Source organism: Arthrobacter sp. UYEF36 (assembly GCF_040547025.1).
Lineage (GTDB): Bacteria > Actinomycetota > Actinomycetes > Actinomycetales > Micrococcaceae > Arthrobacter.
The window spans coordinates 43,841-61,117 of the sequence record NZ_JBEPOX010000013.1 but is presented as its reverse complement, the minus strand read 5'-3'; the positions used below and the strand labels follow the sequence as shown (position 1 = coordinate 61,117).

Below are 17,277 nucleotides of genomic sequence, written 5' to 3'. Positions count from 1 at the left end.
AGCTGTCAGCCGAGGCCGCGCGAAGAGTCGGAAGTAACTTTAGAAACGAAAGGCACAAATCATGATGTGGGGTTACGGACAAGGCATGGGATGGATGTGGCTCTGGATTCCTCTGCTGCTCATTGGGATCGCGCTGCTGGTGTTGCTTGCGGTAAGAGTCTTTGGCGGCGGCGTCCGTAATGGATACGGACCTCCGGGCCCCCCGGGGCCAGGCGGGCCGCCGCCCGCCGGAGGGAGCAGGGCCCGCCAGATCCTCGACGAGCGCTTTGCGAGAGGAGAACTCACCGCAGACCAATACCGCGAGCAACTCAAAGTGCTCGGTGAGGGACCATAGTGAAGCCCATCAGCCGCCGCAAGGCGGTGCTGCTGGGCGGGCTCGGCATTGCGGGGACAGCGGCCGGCGGTGCCGGGCTGATCTGGACCCTGTCGTCGCAGCAGACTCCCGTTACGGGAAGCGACCTGACCCAGCCTCCGGAGGAACGAAGCACCAACGGCCAGCTGCAGGTGCGGCTCGAAGCCGCACCCGGACAGATTCTGCTGGCAGGCCGTCAGGCCGCAGCCCTTGGCTACAACGACGGCATCCCCGGCCCGACACTACGCGTACGCGCCGGGGACGTACTGAAGATCGGGCTCGTCAACAAGCTGACCCAGGCCACCAACCTGCACGTGCACGGCCTCCACGTTTCCCCCGAGGGCAACGGAGACAACGTCTTCGTCTCGGTCGAACCCGGCAGCACCTTCGACTACGAATACAAACTTCCCGAGGACCATCCCCCCGGCGTGTACTGGTACCACCCCCACCACCACGGCATGGTCGCCGATCAGATCTTCGCTGGCCTCTTCGGAGCGATCATCGTTGAGGACCCTGAACCCATCGAGGCAAGTGCGGAGCGGGTACTGGTCATTTCGGACACCACTCTGGACGGCCTGGGGAACATCCCGGAAGTCCCGGAGATGGAACGGATGATGGGCCGGGAAGGTGAACTGATCCTCGTCAACGGTCAAAGCAACCCGCAATTCAGCGCCCGCCCCGGACAACGCGAACGGTGGCGCATCATCAACACTTGCGTGTCCCGCTACCTCCGTCTGCGACTCGACGGACAGCAGCTGCAGCTCCTCGGTATGGACTCCGGCCGCTTCCCGACACCCAAGAGCGTGGATGAACTTCTCCTGACGCCGGGAAACCGGGCGGACCTCCTCGTGACCACCACGGCCGGGGACTCCGTGCTGCGCGCGCTCTACCAGAGCCGGGGAAGCATGCCGGGAATGATGGGTCCGGGATCCGGAGCGCGCAACCCTCCAGATCAGCCGGACGGCGCCGCACTGGCCACCCTCCGGGTAGCCGGCGAACCGGTCGCATCCCTGACCGCCGTGCCTGCTCAACAGGGGCTGGGCGACCTTCGGTCAGCCGCCGTCGCGGCCCGCCGTCAGATCGTCCTGGCCGCCGGCATGGGCATGGGCATCGGCATGGGCGAAGGCGGGGGCGGGGGCGGGGGCATGATGCGTTTCACCATCAACGGCAGGGAGTTCAACGAGGCCAGAACAGACACCACGGTAGCGGCCGGGAATGTGGAGGAATGGACGTTGACCAACACCAGCCCCATGGACCACCCCTTCCACCTGCACGTCTGGCCGATGCAAATCATCGAGGAAAACGGCCCAGAGACGAACACCCCCATCTGGCAGGATGTGGTGAACGTACCCGCAAACGGGCGCGTGAAGGTCAGGGTGGCATTCAAGGACTTCCGCGGCCGCTCGGCCTACCACTGCCACATCCTGGACCACGAGGACCTCGGCATGATGGGTGCCCTCGAAGTCCGGTGAGACGTCTCATTGAGGCACCCTGGCCTGACGTCGGGTTTAGCGATGCCCGGACGGTCGATCAAGCGAAGCCTGTACTGTCTTGAGTGCGGCCCGGACAACGTCCGAACGAACCTGGTCGTGCCATCACCTGCATCCGTTGCGTAAAGCCGGGGCAGTTCAGCCAGGAACAGGTACTGCCATGACAGAAGAAACCACAACTGCCCGGAATAGTTTGGGGGCGGCTGCAGTTCAGGACAGGCCCGGGGCGATGCCGCTGGGTGCCCGGCGGCTGTTCATGATTGGCGGACTGTGCGTGCCCGTCGGCCTGGTGGCGGGACCGTATCTTCTGGGCGCCCAGCTGCTCGCCGTCGCCGGCGTCATCCTGGTCGCCGTGGCCCTTTCCTACCGAAGCGGGGTGCGGTGGTTCGCGCGCTTGTCCTGGGTGGCCAGCGCAGCGGGGGCACTTTGGCTGGCAGGCACGGCTGCTTACTGGGGGGCCATTATTGTCGCGGCAGATTCGTCCGTGCCGCCTCCCGGATTCGCCCCTGCGCTGTTTACCGCCGGAGTGGTGTCGTTTGTTGTCATGGCCGGCGCCGCCGTCACTGCCATGGCGTTGCGGATGGTGCGTTCCCGTCGCAGTCCTGTCCCCGTGGTCTGACGCCGTCGCCCGAACCGCCTGCGCGAGCCGATCCTGCCCGTGTCCCATGGCGGGGGCCATAGGACACGGGCGTTGAACTACGGCTGGGGGTTGTTGCGTCTGTTGCGCAGGACCAGCCCTCCGCCAATGGCGGCGGCCAGGATGGCCGCCGCGATCCCGAGAACGAGCGGGGCGTTGTCGTTATTGGGCGGCGGGACTGAGGTTGGTGCAGGAGCCGTGGCCGCTGAAGGGTAAGCCGACGGCGAGGCAGTAGGCGCCGCCGAAGGCGTGAGGGTTCCGGCGCCGGCCGCGGGCTGGACGGTGAAGGAGTATTTTCCTTCGATGGGGTGTCCGTCAGATGACACGGTTCGCCACAGGACGGTGTGCGTTCCGGCCGTCCCCGCGTCGAGGTTGGTGGAGAGCATCGGGCCGTAAACGGTGACTTTGCCATCGCTGATGGTCTTCCCGGCGCCGTCGGTAACGGTGATGGTGCTCAGATTCAGGTTCTCGGAGTTCGCGGGCGGTTCCGAAAGTGTCAGGGTCACGGTTTCCGGGGCCATAGTTGCAACGGAATCCTGGGCCGGGCTCGTGGATGAGAGTGCGTCGTGCGCCAAGGCCGGCGAGGATATTGCGGCCGCGGGGATCATGATCGTGGCCACGGCTGCCAGCCGGAGGCGCGTCTTGAGGGTCAGTCGTGCATTCATTGTCAGTTCTGTTCTTCCGTGGGAGACATGGGTCATCGCAGCTAAGCTGCACCACGGCACAGGGGCCACAAATCTGGCCCGTCCGCTGAACGGGCGTGCCAGGATCCGTTCGGTCGCCACCAGTGGTGACGACCGGATTGGGCCGAAGGGAATTCGCTGTGCCGTTAGGGGCAGGCGGCGGCAGGAGGTCCGCGCAGCGGAGGCCGACGCAGAACCCTCCATCGGCGCAGCGTGACAGTCCGCGGAGCAGGCAGGGGCTGACTCGGCAGGAACAGCATCCGGACTACGGAAATGCCCGCCAGCGGGCGAAGCCAGGCCGCCAGGGCCCAGAGCGCCGCCTCGCCCCTGGCCAGCAGGACCGCGGTGGCCAGAGTTGCGATCACGTGAAGCGTCAACATGGGCGAATCAAGGTCAGCCGGCAGGTGCCGGTGCAGTTCCGACCCTGCCGAGGCCGCCGGGGCGCGGACGACCGTTTCATGAACGTGGAGCAGCGGGGCGTTCGACGTCGGGCCCGCCGGGCCCGAGAGGGTGGAGAAGGCTTCGTGCAGTACTGCCTGCCCGGCAGCCAGAATCGCGGCCAGGGACAGCGCCGTCATTTCCCATTTGGTCACGAGGACCACACCTAGGGCAGTCAAGGCCGTCAAAGCGGCCATCAGGGTAGCCGGTGGCAGCTGCCCGCCGGCCAGGACGTGCGCTCCCGCGGCCAGAGAGATGACCGCCGCAGCGACAACTGCTGTGCGCAGCAGCCGGAACGGCGCACGCTGTCGTGTCATGGCACGCCGCTCCTCTCCGATGTGGACCCGTTGACCACGGTGGCGTCCTCCACGGACACCCTGACCTGTTGCTGCTACTTGGCGGCGTCGGTCAGCTTCTGACGGAAGTCTGCCTCGGTACTCAGGACCAGCTTCTCACCGTTGAGGAAAAACGTGGGCGTTCCGGTCACGCCAAGCGCCCTGCCATCGGCGACGTCCTTACGGATCCGGTCAATAGTCTTCTCATCCGCCACCGCGGCGTCATACTTGGCCAAGTCCAGTCCCAGATCCTGCGCGAAGGTCCTGAACAGCGGTGCCTGGGAGTCCTGCTTTTCGCCCCACTGGGGCTGTGTTTCGAACATCTTGGCATACATCTGCTCGTACTGGCCCTGCTGCGCCGCAGCTTCCACGGCCAGGGCCGAGGTGCCCGAGTTCCGGTGTCCCGGGAGCGGGAAGTACCGGTTCACGAACGTGATCCGGTCTCCGTACTCTTTCTTGAGTTCTTCGACAAGGGGATAGGCGGCGCGGCATGATTCACATTCGAAGTCCAGGAACTCGACGAGCTGGGCCTTCTCCGTGACGGGTGAGGTGACGCGGTGGCTGTCCGAGCGGACCAGTTCCGCGGCGGCCGCCGGTTGCGGGGGTGCCGGTGCGGGTTTAGCGGCGGTGAACACCGCGTACCAGATCACTCCAGCGGCGACGATGGCACCGAGCAGGATCCAGATAACGAGGCGCGCCTTCTTCGCGGGATCTCTCGGGGCGGGAGCGGATTTCGTGGGTGTCTGTGTCATTAGTGCGGGATACTTTCCTGGTCGCGGTGGGCGGCGGGTTCGATTTGGAAGGTGGAATGTTCGACGCTGACGTCGAAGTGTTCGGCCACGCAGCGCTGCAGCTCGGCGAGGATGCTGGCGGCATGGCCGTCGGTCATGCAGCTGTCTTCGACGGTGACGTGGGCCGAGAGGACCGGGGTTCCGGAGGCTACGAGGGAGGCGTGCAGGTCGTGGACGTCGATGACGTGCGGCAGCGCCAGGATGTGCTCGCGGACCTGGGCCATATCCAGTCCCTGGGGTGCGTTTTCCATCAGCACGTTGACGGTGTCGCGGAGCAGCTTGAGTGTTCGGGGGATGATCAGGACGCCGATGAAAAGCGAGACGACGGCGTCGGCCTGGACCCAGCCGGTCACGGCGATGATGATGGCCGCGACGATCACGGCCACGGATCCGAGAGCGTCATTGAGCACTTCCAGGAACGCGGCCTTCATGTTGAAGTTGTGGTTCCGGCCCGAGGCCAGGACCATCAGTCCGAGGACATTTCCGGCGAGACCAATGATGCCGAACCACAGCATCGTGTCTCCGCCGACCTCCGGAGGCTCGAAGAGCCGGCGGATCCCCTCAACGATGACAAAGCCGCCGACGCCGAGGAGCAGGGCGGCCTGGCCCGCCGCAGCAATAATTTCGGCCCGTTTGTAACCCCACGTCCGTTTCGATGTAGCCGGTTTCAGCGCCAGTGACGCTGCGATCAGCGCGATCAGCAATCCGGTGGAGTCCGTGAACATGTGGCCGGCATCGGCCAGCAGCGCCAGGCTGCCGGCAAGGAGAGCGCCGATGATCTCGGCGATCATCACGGCAAACGTGATGGAGAAAACGATGATCAGCTTGCCGCGGTTGCTGGCTCCGGCGGCGCCGTGGTTATGACCGCTCATTGAACTGTCTCCAGGGTGTGTGGTCGGTCGGACAAGGCCCCGGGGCAGTCAAGGGTTCCACAGCGGCGCAGCCGCCAGCGACCGTGCGCAGGGGATCAGGGCTCCCGCGCTCAATCACCGCGCTCCGGACCGGGGGCCGCCGGGGCCCGGACCGCCGCCGCATCTCATGCTCCGGAACCAAAGCCGCGGAGGGCGGCGCGCAAAGATGCGGCGGAAGGGAGCCCGTCGACGCCGCCTTCTGAGCGGTAAAGGCGGCAGCTCAGGGCCGGGGCAGACTTCGCTGGAAACATGTCACGATCGGAGCTCATGAAGGACGGCGAGCCCTGGAAATGCAGGGCAGTGGCCTCGTTCTCGGAGAGTACTTCACGGACCGTCACGTGCTCCGGGTCCCTGCCCTCGGCGGCCAAGGCCGCCCGGAACAGCTCCAAAGCGGGGGCGCCATGCGGGCAGCCCGGGATGATGCGCAGTTCGTAGGCCATGTTCAGTCGTTCCTGGGAGCCAGGGCCGGACCCACTGGATCAGGCTCAGCGGCGCCGCAGCCCTCACAGCATCCGGGCGGCTCCTGGCCCTTGGTCTCATCCTGCGTCGCCCCAAAGACGGCTGGCTCAGTCACGACGCGGCTATATTCCCTCTGTTGCGTGCCCGGATGCGGGGTGACGCAGCAGTCGTCCGATTCGGTCTCGGGCGCAGCGTGGGCGTGCGGGACAGTGCAGCAGACGTCACCCTTCCAGGCGTTGACGCCTTCGCGGACGGCGATCACGGCGATGACCAGGGCGGCGCCGGCGTCGGCCCACCACCAGCCGAGCGTACTGTTCAGCACCAGCCCGACCAGCAGCACGGCGGAGAGATAGGTGCACAGCAGGGTCTGTTTAGAGTCGGCCACCGCCGTCCGGGAGCCAAGTTCGCGGCCGGCGCGGCGCTGCAGCCAGGACAGCCCGGGCATGATGGCCAGGCTCAGGGCTGCGATGACGATGCCGGGCGTCGAGTGCCGGGCTTCACCGCCGCCGGCCAGCGAAGCCACAGAGTCCGCGGTGACAAACGCGGCGAGGGTGAAAAAGCTGATGGCGATGATCCGCAGGGTCAGGTGTTCGCGCCGCTCAGGATCCTTCGCCGCGAACTGCCAGGACAGGGCGACCGCGGAGGCCACCTCGATCACGGAGTCCAGGCCGAAACCGATCAGCGCGGAGGAATCCGCGACGCCGCCGGCCCACAGGGCCGCGACGGCCTCGATGACGTTGTAGCTGATGGTCGCCGCGGCAAAGAGCCGGATCCGACGGCTCAGCACGGCGCGGCGGACCGGGCCCGGTTCCAGTCGGAGCGCCGTCATCCGAGGCACGTCCCGTCGGGGGCGCAGCAGGCCGGGTCCACAGCCAGTACGACACCGAGGAGATCACCAATCGCGTGCCCCAGCCGTGCGTCGGCGAGCTCATACCGGTTCCGCCGGCCGTCGGGAACCGCCACGACAAGACCGCAGCCGCGCAGGCACGTCAGATGGTTGGACATGCTCTGCCGCGAGACCCCGAGGGCCTCGGCCAGGTCGGAAGGGTAGGCCGGTGCCTCGGCCAGAGCCAGCAGGATCCGTGCCCTGGTCGGATCAGACACGGCGTAGCCGAAGCGGGCCAGCACCGGGGCGTGCGAGAGGGTTTCCATGGCTCCAAAGTACATGCGACGGTGTATTCACGCAATTGTGTAGTTTCCGGGGTCCCCGGTGGTTTCCTAGGCCTGGACGAGGAGTCCGGTCACAAACATCACGGCCAGTCCGAGGATGATGCCGAGGTTGGTGAGGGCGGTGAAGGTTTTCCCTTGGTGGTCTTTCAGGAGCGGGAGCAGCTTGATGGCCACCTGGGCTACTGCGCCGGCGCCGATGCCCAGCAGGAACGCGGAGAGGGCCGGCTGGTAGACGGTGGCGCCGATCAGTGCCCCCGCGACCGCGGGTGCCCCGGCGATGAGTCCCAGGGCGCCGAGCCAACCAAGCCCGGGGGGTTCCTTGGCGAGCGGGGTCACGATGGCCAGGCCCTCGGTGGTGTTGTGGATGGCGAAGCCGACGATCAGTGAGGCCCCCAGGGCCAGGGATCCGACGGCGTAGGCGGAGCCGATGGCGAGGCCTTCGCCGAGGTTGTGCAGGCCGATGCCGATGGCGATCAACAGAGCCAGGCGCCGGGGCGGCAAAGCCTCAGGCCGGGCGCCGCCGGGTTTCTGGTGCCGGCGCATCCAGGCGTCCGTTCCTTCCAACACGAGGTAGGAGGTCAGGGCCCCGAGGAACACGACCATGCTTCCGCCGAAGGCGCCGTTGTTGGCCACGAGCTCGACGGCTTCGAGGGTCGCGTCGAGGGCCAGGAAGGCGAGCAGTCCGACGGTGACGCCGAGCAGGACCCGGATCCACGCTCCGGAGGAGCGGCGCACGAAGGGCATCCACAGCATGCCCAGGGCGACCGGGATCACGCCGACGTATACGCCGAGGAGGGTCATGAGTCCGAAGAACTGGCTGCCGCGTTCCGGGCTCGGGGCCGCCGCCGCGATGTCAGCAAGGATTTTACCGCCGGTGGACGTCACGAGGGCGATCTCGTAGGGGTCGCCGTCGACCCAGTTGTACTCGACGGCGAGAGTGGAGGATTCCAGCGGCGCCATGGTTTCGCGCGTTTGCGTGAACAGGGCGTAGTAGTCAGAGACGTTGACCTGGGCGATCGCCACCGGATCCGGGCCCTCATTGCGGACGGTGATGGAGATCTGGCCGGGTGTCAGCCGGATGTCCTCGACGGCGATTTCCTCCTTGGGCGGAATGCCCTCGGACAGTTTGGACAGTCCCGGCGCGTTCAGGAGGGAAAACAGGCCCAGCACGATCGCGATCAGGACCAGCGGCCCGATCCCGAGCAGCCAGCGTGGCAGCGGTGGCCGGCGGTGCACTCCGGCGGCCTGTGCCGAGTTTGTTTTCTCATCGAGAGTCATGACGCGCTCACCTCGAAGAAGCCCATCCAGCCCAGTTCGGCGAACTCGGTCTTGTGGGCGTGGAACATGAACTTGCCCGGGTACGGGAAGCAGAGTTCGAGGATGCCGCGCTGGCCCTGGACCTGGGAGATGGTGTCCGTGTACTCGCTGGGCGTCAGCATGGTCCCGGTCGGGTAGTAATAGAAGAAGTTTCCGTGGATGTGGAACGAGTTGATCGGATCGTATTCGAGAACATTGATCAAGTGAATGCGCACCAGTTCGTGCTGCTTGACCTTGACCGGGAAGTCCATGAAATGAAAGGGCAGGCCGTTGACGGAGTAGAACTCATTGTCATCCCCGCCGTCGGTGTTGTAGCCGTTCATGACCATCACCATCTCGTCGTCAGCCGGCGGCCGGCCTTCCTTGGGCTCGATGATGAAGGCCCCGTAGAGGCCCTTCGCGATGTGCGGGGCCAGCGGCGACTGGTGGCAGTGATACAGGTGCGTGCCAAACGGTGTGGCGTCGAATTCGTAGGTGAAGCTCTGGCCCGGGGCGATGGAACCGGCGCCGATCCCTGGTGTGCCGTCCATGGTGGCGCGGTGGATGCCGTGGAAGTGGATGGTGTGCGGGTGAGCTCCGGCGTTCGTGAAGTGGATACGCAACTCATCGCCCTCCCTGGCCCACAGCGTCGGACCCGGGATGCGGCCGTTATAGCTCCACCCCTTGAAGATGATGCCCGGGGCGATTTCGAAGTCCTTGTCCACCGCCACGATGTCCCACTCGCGCAGGGTCCGGCCATCCGGCAGTGTGCTGGTCCTGCCGCGGTCGAAGTCCCGCAGGATAGCGGTCGGGTCAATGCCGGCCCGCTCCGGCAGCACGGACCCGCCCGCGAACCCGGCGTGGCCGGCATGGTTCGTCATCGCCGTGGGGCTCGTTCCGCCCGTACCACCGCCGGAATGTCCGCCCGACGCTGAGCCCGGGTTCGGCGGGGGTGTAGCCCCGCCGCCGTGCCCGTCATGCCCACCGGATGCTTGAGGCTGCAGCGTGGAAATGGCCGGGAGCGCAGCGAACGCGGCAGCACCGGACAGCATGGACCGCCTGCTCGGCAACGTCTCCGAGAGTCTTTTCGGCATGCCGATTCCTTTTCACTTCAAAGGGCTAAGAAAATTGTTCGTTAAGCCTAACATTCTGCTCCGACTTGGTACCCTTGATGGCATGCCGGTTTCTGATTTGTCCGCTACAGCCCAGGACTACCTGAAGCTGATCTGGACCGCCACGGAGTGGTCCGCCACCCCCATGACCGTCAGCGCGATGGCCGAACGCCTGGGCGTCAGGTCCTCGACCGCGTCCGACGGGATCAAGAAGCTCGCCAAGCAGGGCCTGGTCACGCATGCACCGTACGGGAGCATCGAGCTGACCGACGCGGGCCGGGACCACGCCGTGGCCATGGTCCGCCGGCACCGCCTCCTGGAAACGTTCCTGGTCCAGATGCTCGGTTACGGCTGGGACGAGGTCCACGACGAGGCCGAAGTCCTGGAGCATGCCGTTTCGGAAAAACTGATCGAGCGTATTGACCAGGCACTCGGGCATCCGACGCGGGACCCGCACGGCGACCCGATACCGACCCCTGACGGTCATCCACATCTTCCGGCAGCGACCCAGCTCTCCGCCGCCGACGCCGGCAAAGCGGTGGCCATCACCCGCATTTCCGACGCGGATCCGCAGATGCTGCGCTACTTCACCGAACTCGGCCTCGCGCCGGACACAAGGCTCTCCGTTCGAGAACACCGTCCGTATGCAGACGTCACCACGATCAGGTTGCAGGGACGGGACCGGGACATCGACCTGGGCTCCTCAGCCTCAGCGGCCATCTGGGTGGTAGCGCTCTAGCCGCACGCACTGAGTTTCCGCGCGACCATAATGTAAGGACCGCGGGCACGCCCGGGTCGCGGCAGCACCAGAGCCTGAAGAAAGGGGGCGGCGCGACGTGGAATCAGCACCAGCCAAGACCGAAATCCTGGCCGGATACAGCCATGCCCGCCACGCCCTCAACGACTGGCTCGAAAGTGCTACGGCCGCGGATCTTCGACAGAGGAGCCACGGAACCCGATGGACCAACGAAGAACTGCTCTTCCACATGGTTTTCGGATACATGGTCGTCCGTGCCCTGCTTCCGATGGTCCATGTCGTAAGCAGACTCCCCACGCCCGTCGGCAAGGCCTTCGCCGCAGTCCTGAACGCCGGAACGCGTCCGTTCGACGTCATAAATTACTGGGGTTCCCGCGGCGCAGCACTCGTCTACAACAAGCAACGAATGGGCCGGAAGCTCGACAAAACCATCACCGCGATCACCCGCAGACTGGAACGTGAGAGTCACAGGTCACTGTCACGGTCGATGCCGTTCCCGGACAGGTGGGATCCGTTCTTCGCACCGTCGATGACCCTCAATGATGTGTATGCCTACCCCACACATCATTTCGATTTCCACGCATTGCAGCTAACCCTCCGTCACCGCAGCTGACCAGGGGCAACACATGTCGCTATTGGCCTCGTTCAGCCAGCGTTCCGAGGCCCGAACATGATGATGGCCACCCCCGCCAGACAGACCATGGAGCCGATGACGTCCCACCGGTCGGGGCGAAAGCCGTCAAAAACCATGGCCCAAGCCAGCGACCCCGCAACGAACACGCCACCGTAGGCGGCCAGGATGCGGCCGAAGTGCGCGTCAGGCTGAAGTGTTGCGACAAATCCGTAGATGCCAAGGGCGATGACCCCCAGTCCTGCCCACCACCATGACCTGTCTTCCCGGACGGCCTGCCACACCAGCCATGCACCCCCTATTTCGGCAGCGGCAGCAAGAATGAAGAGCAGAACGGATTTGATGGTCATGGATCCATCATCACCTGCCGTTCCTGCAGCGCCTCCCGCCGGCCGGGGCTGGCGGTTTGGCCGGCTCACTCCCCCATGACCGCTAGCGCCCTCGCAGCTGCCAGTGGTGTTCTCACAAACGAAGGATTTCAAGAACGCATTGAATCGAGAAAGTCGGCGCTTGCCGTGAGGTGAATACTGGCTTCCAAGGGAGCCACCTGTCGTGCGCTTCAGAGCCACCTGCCCAGATCACGGATCGTGTCGTTCAGAGCCACGATTGGCGTGGTTGAGAGCCACCTGAAAAGCTCCTCCCACCACGTGATGGCCACGTGGTGGGAGGAGTACCGGTAATGGTACGGAAGATCAAGGCGAAACTTGTCTTGCAGTTACGAAATCAGGGTTTATCAGGCAGGTCGATCGCCTCGGCGCAGGGCATCGCGCGCAATGGGCTGCGCGATCGCGAAACGCGCCTGCGAACATCGGATCCGCGCCCATTATGTTCGGATGCCCGACCTCGAAGAGGCCTGGGTCGCAGCTCAAGACACCCCAGGCGGCGCCGGCAAGTTCCTCCGGAAATACGCTGCCTTCACCCTGCTCGTCATCGACGAGTGGTTACTTGATCGGCCGACGGAATCGATGCGGACGATGTTGCTGGAGTTGATGGAGCGCCGTTACGGCGAGACGTCGACGGTGTTCTGCACCCAGTATCAGCAGAAGGACTGGCATCACCGTCTCGGCGCCGGCGTCCACGCCGACGCCATCATGGACCGCATCATCCACAACACCACCTGGGTCGACACCGGCACCTACAACATGAGGGAGCAGACCGCCCTGGCCAGCGCCTAACGATGAGGTCGAGGGCCAGTGGCTCCCGAGCACACCACCACTGGCTCTCTTCCGCACGATCGGTGGCTCTGAAGCGCAAGATTGGGTGGCTCTCAAGGCATCAAATACTCAGTGAGGCGCCGAAACACCACGCCGTTCTGCGGGAAACCGCCATTGTGATGAGAAGCCCCGCCCCGGCGGGCGGTTCTCACAAATAGTTCTCGGAACTGTACAGTCGACCCAGGGGTCCGAATCGAGTTTTGAGAAGAGAAACCAATATGGCGGCACACCGTATCGGCTATGCCAGAGTGTCCACGCGCGACCAGAACCTTGATCTGCAGTTGGCTGCCTTAAATAGTGCAGGATGCGATCGCATTTTTGAAGACACAATGAGCGGCACCAAGGCCGGCCGCCCCGGTCTAGCCAAGGCGCTGGAAGCACTTCGTGAGGGAGACACCCTCATTGTGTGGAAGCTGGACCGTCTTGGCCGTAGCGTGAAGGACCTCCTGGATTTCGCCGGAGGCCTGAACGAACGCGGAATTGGTTTTGTCAGCCTCACCGACTCGATCGACACCACCACCGCCTCCGGACGCTTCTTCTTCAACGTGATGGCCTCCTTGGCGCAGATGGAACGCGAGCTCATGGTCGAACGCACCCAGGCGGGCCTCCAGGCAGCGCGCGAACAGGGCCGGGTCGGCGGACGCAAGCGTGTAATGACGGAGGCCAAGATCCGCTCAGCTCGGAAGCTCCTCAGCCAGGGAACGCCGCCCAAGGAAGTTGCCGCCAGCCTCGGGGTCTCGGTGCCCACGCTGTACCGCTGGGTCCCCGCCACGAGCCCTGAAGCAGTTGCAGTCCCGTAGCTCGGTCCTTGGTGCAGACGACTGTTGAAAAAATGCATGACGGTGCAGAGGACTGCTGACATCCCGATGTCAGCAGTCCTCTGCACTCGCCCCATACTTCCGCGGGATCCAGTGCAGACGACTTCTGAAACTGACAAGAGGTGCCGTTTTCCGAAGTCGTCTACACAGGCACAAAGGGTCGTTATTGATGTGCCCAAGCGATAGTCGCTAGCTTCGCTGCCGCACGACGCAAGCGAAGGGTCCGTCGGCCGGATGGAGGAGCTGGGTTGGCCTTGTCAGGAAGGAAGGTGAGCTAGTGGCATGGTTATCTCATGCGTATTCAATTGGAGGCTGGGGCAGACCACGTAGAGGCGTTGGCGCACGAACGAAATCCGGTGCAAGCCGTCATCGAACTGGTGTGGAACAGCCTAGATGCAGAAGCACACGACGTTTCCGTCAGCCTCTTGCGCAATGAAGCTGGGGGCGTGGTTGGCGTCACTGTCGAGGATGACGGACATGGGATCAGCCCGGACGAAATCAGATCGTCATTTAAGTGGGTGGGTAACTCATGGAAACGCGGGGCTCAAACCACGAAAGGCGCTGAGGCCCGTCCGCTCCACGGTAAGCGCGGCCAAGGTCGGCTACGCGCCTTCGCGCTCGGAACTACTGTGCGATGGGTATCTGTCGCTGACGACACCGCTGGACAGCGCTATAGGTGTGAGATCTCGGCAACCGTCCCGGATCGCAATGACTTTAGAGGCCCCGAACCAACCGAGTCCACCGATAGAACAGGGACGAAATTTGAGGCCACGGGTCGGGACAAGCTTGACCGTCTGGATAGTGACTTAGCGAGGGAACAGATCACCGCTGCCCTCGCCCCTTACTTGATGACTTACCCCCAGGTGTCCGTAAGTCTTGACCATCGCCCGCTGAAGCCCGCCGACGAAATAGAACGGGATGTCAGTGAGACCTTGATCTGGAACCACGACGACCATGCGCACGAAGCAAGGCTCCGCATTATCGAGTGGAAGGGCGGCAAAGGGCGCACCCTGCACTTATGCGATCACAACGGGGTGCCGGTCGATGACCTGCCGGCTAGTCCTGCAGCGGACTTCAGATATGCGGCGTACGTTCTGTGGCCGGAGATGTCTCAGCATGCAGCGGAGTGGATGCTTGCTCAGATGGAGCAAGAGCCGAGCGTCATCGGATCGCTCCTAAAGGCGGTCAATGCGCGCTTGACCGGCTACTTCGATGAGCGACGAGACGAACAGAGGCGTGAGCTGGTGGAATCGTGGAAGGGCGACGATACCTACCCATATAAGGACGGACCCGAGTCCGAAGAGCAGAAAGTTGAGCAGGCCACTTTCGACGTCGTCGCAACTGCCATCCGCCGACATATGCCAAAGAAAAAGGAACAGCGGCGATTGACACTTGGACTCTTGAAGGACACATTGCAGCGACACCCTGCTGGCTTGGGTAGCCTTCTGGATCAATTCGTCGGCCTCAGCGCTGAGGAAAAAGACCAGCTGACGCGGTTACTGGAGCGGACATCTCTAGCGCGACTCATCGCGGCAAATACAAGCGTGACCAATCGGATTGACTTCCTGGCCGCTCTACGCCACATGATCTTCGATGAGCAAGCCTCCGAGGTTGTGAAGGAGCGAAAGCATCTTCACACGATGCTTGAAAGTGAACTCTGGGTTTTCGGAGAGCAATTCAACATGATGTTCTCTGAGCGCGGGCTTACGCATGCGCTACGACAGCACTTGAACATGCTCGGGAGGGATCCAAAAGAGGCGGGTAATGTTCGTCTCACCGACGGCGGCCAGGGCCGTCTCGATCTCATGCTGTCCGCAAAGACGAAAGAGCACGACCGTATTCGGCACCTTGTGGTGGAACTTAAGGCCCCTGCTGTGAAAGCGACCGACAAGGAAGCATCACAGATCAAGAAGTACGCTCGAGCGGTCGTTGCTAATCCTCAGTTTGCAGACACGCACTCTGAATGGGACTTCATGTTGCTTGTCACCGACTACGACGACTCCGTTCGGGGTGATATCAACCAGGAGGGTCGACCATCAGGCATTTTGGATCAGTCACGAGTGGATCCCAACTCTCCGGTGAACTACCGCGTATGGGTAAAGAGGTGGAGTGAGGTCTTGAATGAAGCGGAGCGCCGACTCGACTTTTATCAGCAAAGCCTCAACCACGACCCATCCCTTGAGGATGTACGCGCATACCTCATGGAGCACCACGGCGATGTCATCCCTCAGGGCCTCTTCCCGGAAGGGGACGCCCAGGCGAGTTGAGGATGAGGGCGAGGCGCTGCTTAGCTGTCCTGTTTGAGCTGCCGCCGGCCGGGGAACTACATTTCCTTGTGCCCCTGTCGTCGCAGTCTCGTGGGTGCCACGTAGGGGCAGCCGGCAAAGCCCGCCTCAGGAAGTCAGGCGTGAAGGAAGCATCGACTGCGTCGGAGTGGTCCGTGCCCCTCTTTGGTTCCCCCCTTATGGACACCCAAGGAAGTGGAGGCTCCACGACGCGTTTAGCTGTGGGGTGTTCTGGAGGCGGTGGCTAACACCAGGCATCAAGCCAAACCGCAATTGGGTTTTTGCGCCCACTATGGAAACCCTTGGGTCGCGGTGGCTCGAATTGATTTCCTGCGATGACCGCGCACGAAAAGAGGATCTGTTCAAGAAATCTAGGGACTCATCCCTGGATAAGAGCAAGGTTCGGCTATTCGGCAACGACGTTGAGAAGCAGACCACGACGAGATTTGCGGACGAAATCCGTCTTGAGCCAACGGTTGTGAGGGTAGGTCACCGCTCGTTCGACCGACAGTACGTGATAGCCGACCATCGACTCATGGATACGCCGCGGCCTGACCTATGGCGCGCAAGGATTCCGGGACAGGTGTTTTTGTCGGAACTCCATTCGGTTCCCCTGAGGACCGGTCCGGGACTTAGCTTTTCCAACCTCATCCCTAGCGAAGGCTTCTTCAAAGGTAGCGAGGGTGGACGGCTCGCTCCGATGTACAACCCGGACGGGACGTCGAACGCAGCGCCGGGGCTATTGGAGGCCCTTTCCGCCGAGCTCGGACTAGACGTATCGGTTGAAGACCTCATGGCTTACGTTGCCGGCGTTGTCGCACATAGCGCCTACACCACAACTTTTGAGCAAGAGCTGCAGACTCCGGGCGTCCGGGTCCCGCTGACAAGGGATCCCGAACTCTGGCGGCAGAGTGTCGACCTCGGGCAAGAAGTTCTCTGGCTCCACACGTTCGGGCAGGAGTTCGCGGGCGCCGGACGGGGAAAAAGTGTAGTCACAAGCAGTCCTCACCAAGTTAAGTACCTGGCGGCTGTGAAGCAGCTGGATGATCATTACTCCTATGATCCTGTGAGCCAAACTCTTAGCTTTGGCGGTGGTTCTTGGGGCCCAGTCCCACCCCAGGTAATGGAGTACAACACCGCTGGCAAGAAGACGGTGAACGCGTGGTTCTCTTATCGAAAGAAGTCACCAGTTGGTAAGAAGACCTCGCCTCTGGACAACATCGTCGCCACGTATTGGCACGCCGACTGGTCTATTGAGTTGACGGAACTCCTGACGGTACTTGCCCATTTGGTGAGTTTGGAGCCCCGACAGGAAGAGTTGCTTAGTCAGATCATCGCGGCCGACCATGTCACACTCACCGACCTAGAACAACATCATGGGGTGACCTGGGCCCAGACTCGAAACGATCGTCTTCCAAGCATTAGCCTTGCGTCTGCTACAGCGGACGGGCATTTGTTTTAGTTCAAGAGGTACGCCGCCCGGAGCTGGGGCTGCAGCAGGGCGGTCGCCTGCTCACTGTCTGATTACTCGGTTTCGGTGGTGTTGTTGTTGATGACGATCTGCTCTACTTCGCTGGCCTTGCAGGGTCGCTGGGAGCCACTGACAGAATTTCCAATCTGATTTCCGGACGTTAAAAGGGCGAAGGGCCGGCACAGTTGAACTGTGCCGGCCCTTCGCGATTTTCCCTCTGCAAAGGAAATCTATGGTTCAGCCTAGCTGAATGGTTTGTGGTGCTGCCACGGGCCGAAACCTCGCTGTTCCTGGTCCCGCGGGTTGGTAATCCGCCGGTCGCGTTGTCGCGGTTAATGGCGGTCCGTCGCTGGTGAGTGGCTGCTGTGGTTCGCCCTGTGCGGCGGACCGCCCGACCTCTGGAAGGTTCCCGGCCCTTCACGGGTGA

The 17,277-nt window shown here is 63.3% G+C and carries 18 protein-coding genes and 1 pseudogene; 9 read left to right on the top strand and 10 right to left on the bottom strand.

What is annotated here, in order from left to right; translation table 11 throughout:
* The first annotated feature begins 61 nt into the window (after window positions 1-61).
* From ABIB29_RS17435 to ABIB29_RS17425, 3 genes are all read left to right on the top strand, one after another.
* Complete coding sequence (locus tag ABIB29_RS17435) at window positions 62-334, top strand: SHOCT domain-containing protein (RefSeq protein WP_354174068.1); 273 nt, start codon at window positions 62-64, stop codon at window positions 332-334.
* Window positions 334-1,824, top strand: a complete 1,491-nt coding sequence (locus tag ABIB29_RS17430; RefSeq protein ID WP_354174067.1) for a multicopper oxidase family protein — start codon at window positions 334-336, stop codon at window positions 1,822-1,824. Before ABIB29_RS17435 ends, ABIB29_RS17430 begins: the two co-directional genes overlap by 1 nt.
* A gap of 178 nt (window positions 1,825-2,002) precedes the next feature.
* Window positions 2,003-2,461 carry a hypothetical protein gene (locus ABIB29_RS17425; RefSeq protein WP_354174066.1) on the top strand — a complete coding sequence of 153 codons (459 nt, stop codon included), beginning with the start codon at window positions 2,003-2,005 and terminating at the stop codon, window positions 2,459-2,461.
* Window positions 2,462-2,538: 77 nt separating this feature from the next.
* Here the strand turns inward: ABIB29_RS17425 and ABIB29_RS17420 are convergent, their stop codons facing one another.
* The 9 genes from ABIB29_RS17420 to ABIB29_RS17380 all read right to left on the bottom strand — a co-directional run bounded on the left by ABIB29_RS17420 (window position 2,539) and on the right by ABIB29_RS17380 (window position 9,443).
* On the bottom strand, window positions 2,539-3,144 hold the full coding sequence (locus ABIB29_RS17420) for a copper resistance CopC family protein (RefSeq protein ID WP_354174065.1): 606 nt from the start codon (window positions 3,142-3,144) through the stop codon (window positions 2,539-2,541).
* A gap of 164 nt (window positions 3,145-3,308) precedes the next feature.
* On the bottom strand, window positions 3,309-3,917 hold the full coding sequence (locus ABIB29_RS17415; protein ID WP_354174064.1) for a hypothetical protein: 609 nt from the start codon (window positions 3,915-3,917) through the stop codon (window positions 3,309-3,311).
* Window positions 3,918-3,991: 74 nt separating this feature from the next.
* Window positions 3,992-4,687, bottom strand: coding sequence for a DsbA family protein (locus tag ABIB29_RS17410; RefSeq protein ID WP_354174063.1), 696 nt, complete (start codon window positions 4,685-4,687; stop codon window positions 3,992-3,994).
* On the bottom strand, window positions 4,687-5,598 hold the full coding sequence (locus tag ABIB29_RS17405) for a cation diffusion facilitator family transporter (RefSeq protein WP_354174062.1): 912 nt from the start codon (window positions 5,596-5,598) through the stop codon (window positions 4,687-4,689). The genes ABIB29_RS17410 and ABIB29_RS17405 overlap by 1 nt, the downstream gene beginning before the upstream one ends.
* 164 nt (window positions 5,599-5,762) lie before the next feature.
* Window positions 5,763-6,077: a hypothetical protein gene (locus tag ABIB29_RS17400; protein WP_354174061.1), complete on the bottom strand. Its 315-nt coding sequence runs from the start codon at window positions 6,075-6,077 to the stop codon at window positions 5,763-5,765.
* Window positions 6,078-6,079: 2 nt separating this feature from the next.
* Window positions 6,080-6,925, bottom strand: coding sequence for a cation diffusion facilitator family transporter (locus ABIB29_RS17395; protein WP_354174060.1), 846 nt, complete (start codon window positions 6,923-6,925; stop codon window positions 6,080-6,082).
* Window positions 6,922-7,248: an ArsR/SmtB family transcription factor gene (locus ABIB29_RS17390; protein WP_354174059.1), complete on the bottom strand. Its 327-nt coding sequence runs from the start codon at window positions 7,246-7,248 to the stop codon at window positions 6,922-6,924. Before ABIB29_RS17390 ends, ABIB29_RS17395 begins: the two co-directional genes overlap by 4 nt.
* Before the next feature lie 66 nt (window positions 7,249-7,314).
* A complete protein-coding gene (locus ABIB29_RS17385) occupies window positions 7,315-8,544 on the bottom strand; it encodes a ZIP family metal transporter (RefSeq protein WP_354174058.1) in 1,230 nt (409 codons plus the stop codon).
* Window positions 8,541-9,443 carry a multicopper oxidase domain-containing protein gene (locus tag ABIB29_RS17380; RefSeq protein ID WP_354174057.1) on the bottom strand — a complete coding sequence of 301 codons (903 nt, stop codon included), beginning with the start codon at window positions 9,441-9,443 and terminating at the stop codon, window positions 8,541-8,543. Before ABIB29_RS17380 ends, ABIB29_RS17385 begins: the two co-directional genes overlap by 4 nt.
* A gap of 295 nt (window positions 9,444-9,738) precedes the next feature.
* Here ABIB29_RS17380 and ABIB29_RS17375 point away from each other — a divergent pair, with 295 nt between their 5' ends.
* Together ABIB29_RS17375 and ABIB29_RS17370 are read left to right on the top strand one after the other, a co-directional pair.
* Entirely contained in the window at window positions 9,739-10,413 is a 675-nt protein-coding gene (locus tag ABIB29_RS17375; protein ID WP_354174056.1) for a metal-dependent transcriptional regulator, read from the top strand.
* A gap of 97 nt (window positions 10,414-10,510) precedes the next feature.
* Window positions 10,511-11,044 (top strand): DinB family protein, encoded by a 534-nt coding sequence (locus ABIB29_RS17370; protein ID WP_354174055.1) that lies wholly within the window; start codon window positions 10,511-10,513, stop codon window positions 11,042-11,044.
* 32 nt (window positions 11,045-11,076) lie between these two features.
* On the opposite strand, the gene ABIB29_RS17365 is transcribed toward ABIB29_RS17370, so the two are convergent.
* Window positions 11,077-11,412: a YnfA family protein gene (locus ABIB29_RS17365; RefSeq protein WP_354174054.1), complete on the bottom strand. Its 336-nt coding sequence runs from the start codon at window positions 11,410-11,412 to the stop codon at window positions 11,077-11,079.
* A 423-nt stretch (window positions 11,413-11,835) separates the two neighbouring features.
* On the opposite strand from ABIB29_RS17365, the pseudogene ABIB29_RS17360 reads away from it, so the two are divergent.
* The 4 genes and pseudogenes from ABIB29_RS17360 to ABIB29_RS17345 form a co-directional block, all read left to right on the top strand.
* Window positions 11,836-12,237 (top strand): annotated as a pseudogene (locus ABIB29_RS17360) (ATP-binding protein); the annotation flags it as partial.
* A gap of 257 nt (window positions 12,238-12,494) precedes the next feature.
* The gene (locus tag ABIB29_RS17355) at window positions 12,495-13,076 is read left to right on the top strand and encodes a recombinase family protein (protein ID WP_354174052.1); all 582 of its coding nucleotides are present in this window, start codon (window positions 12,495-12,497) and stop codon (window positions 13,074-13,076) included.
* Between the two features lie 311 nt (window positions 13,077-13,387).
* Window positions 13,388-15,361: an ATP-binding protein gene (locus tag ABIB29_RS17350; RefSeq protein WP_354174051.1), complete on the top strand. Its 1,974-nt coding sequence runs from the start codon at window positions 13,388-13,390 to the stop codon at window positions 15,359-15,361.
* A gap of 94 nt (window positions 15,362-15,455) precedes the next feature.
* Window positions 15,456-16,841, top strand: a complete 1,386-nt coding sequence (locus tag ABIB29_RS17345) for a type ISP restriction/modification enzyme (RefSeq protein WP_354174050.1) — start codon at window positions 15,456-15,458, stop codon at window positions 16,839-16,841.
* The last annotated feature ends 436 nt before the right edge of the window (window positions 16,842-17,277 follow it).

Excerpts from the sequence above, each read along its gene's own strand:
- ABIB29_RS17355 (WP_354174052.1), top strand. The coding sequence starts at position 12,495 with ATGGCGGCACACCGTATCGGCTATGCCAGAGTGTCCACGCGCGACCAG.
- ABIB29_RS17365 (WP_354174054.1), bottom strand. The coding sequence starts at position 11,412 with ATGACCATCAAATCCGTTCTGCTCTTCATTCTTGCTGCCGCTGCCGAA.
- ABIB29_RS17435 (WP_354174068.1), top strand. The coding sequence starts at position 62 with ATGATGTGGGGTTACGGACAAGGCATGGGATGGATGTGGCTCTGGATT.
- ABIB29_RS17405 (WP_354174062.1), bottom strand. The coding sequence starts at position 5,598 with ATGAGCGGTCATAACCACGGCGCCGCCGGAGCCAGCAACCGCGGCAAG.
- ABIB29_RS17380 (WP_354174057.1), bottom strand. The coding sequence starts at position 9,443 with ATGACGAACCATGCCGGCCACGCCGGGTTCGCGGGCGGGTCCGTGCTG.
- ABIB29_RS17400 (WP_354174061.1), bottom strand. The coding sequence starts at position 6,077 with ATGGCCTACGAACTGCGCATCATCCCGGGCTGCCCGCATGGCGCCCCC.
- ABIB29_RS17425 (WP_354174066.1), top strand. The coding sequence starts at position 2,003 with ATGACAGAAGAAACCACAACTGCCCGGAATAGTTTGGGGGCGGCTGCA.
- ABIB29_RS17350 (WP_354174051.1), top strand. The coding sequence starts at position 13,388 with ATGCGTATTCAATTGGAGGCTGGGGCAGACCACGTAGAGGCGTTGGCG.
- ABIB29_RS17415 (WP_354174064.1), bottom strand. The coding sequence starts at position 3,917 with ATGACACGACAGCGTGCGCCGTTCCGGCTGCTGCGCACAGCAGTTGTC.
- ABIB29_RS17420 (WP_354174065.1), bottom strand. The coding sequence starts at position 3,144 with ATGAATGCACGACTGACCCTCAAGACGCGCCTCCGGCTGGCAGCCGTG.
- ABIB29_RS17395 (WP_354174060.1), bottom strand. The coding sequence starts at position 6,925 with ATGACGGCGCTCCGACTGGAACCGGGCCCGGTCCGCCGCGCCGTGCTG.
- ABIB29_RS17375 (WP_354174056.1), top strand. The coding sequence starts at position 9,739 with ATGCCGGTTTCTGATTTGTCCGCTACAGCCCAGGACTACCTGAAGCTG.
- ABIB29_RS17410 (WP_354174063.1), bottom strand. The coding sequence starts at position 4,687 with ATGACACAGACACCCACGAAATCCGCTCCCGCCCCGAGAGATCCCGCG.
- ABIB29_RS17390 (WP_354174059.1), bottom strand. The coding sequence starts at position 7,248 with ATGGAAACCCTCTCGCACGCCCCGGTGCTGGCCCGCTTCGGCTACGCC.
- ABIB29_RS17385 (WP_354174058.1), bottom strand. The coding sequence starts at position 8,544 with ATGACTCTCGATGAGAAAACAAACTCGGCACAGGCCGCCGGAGTGCAC.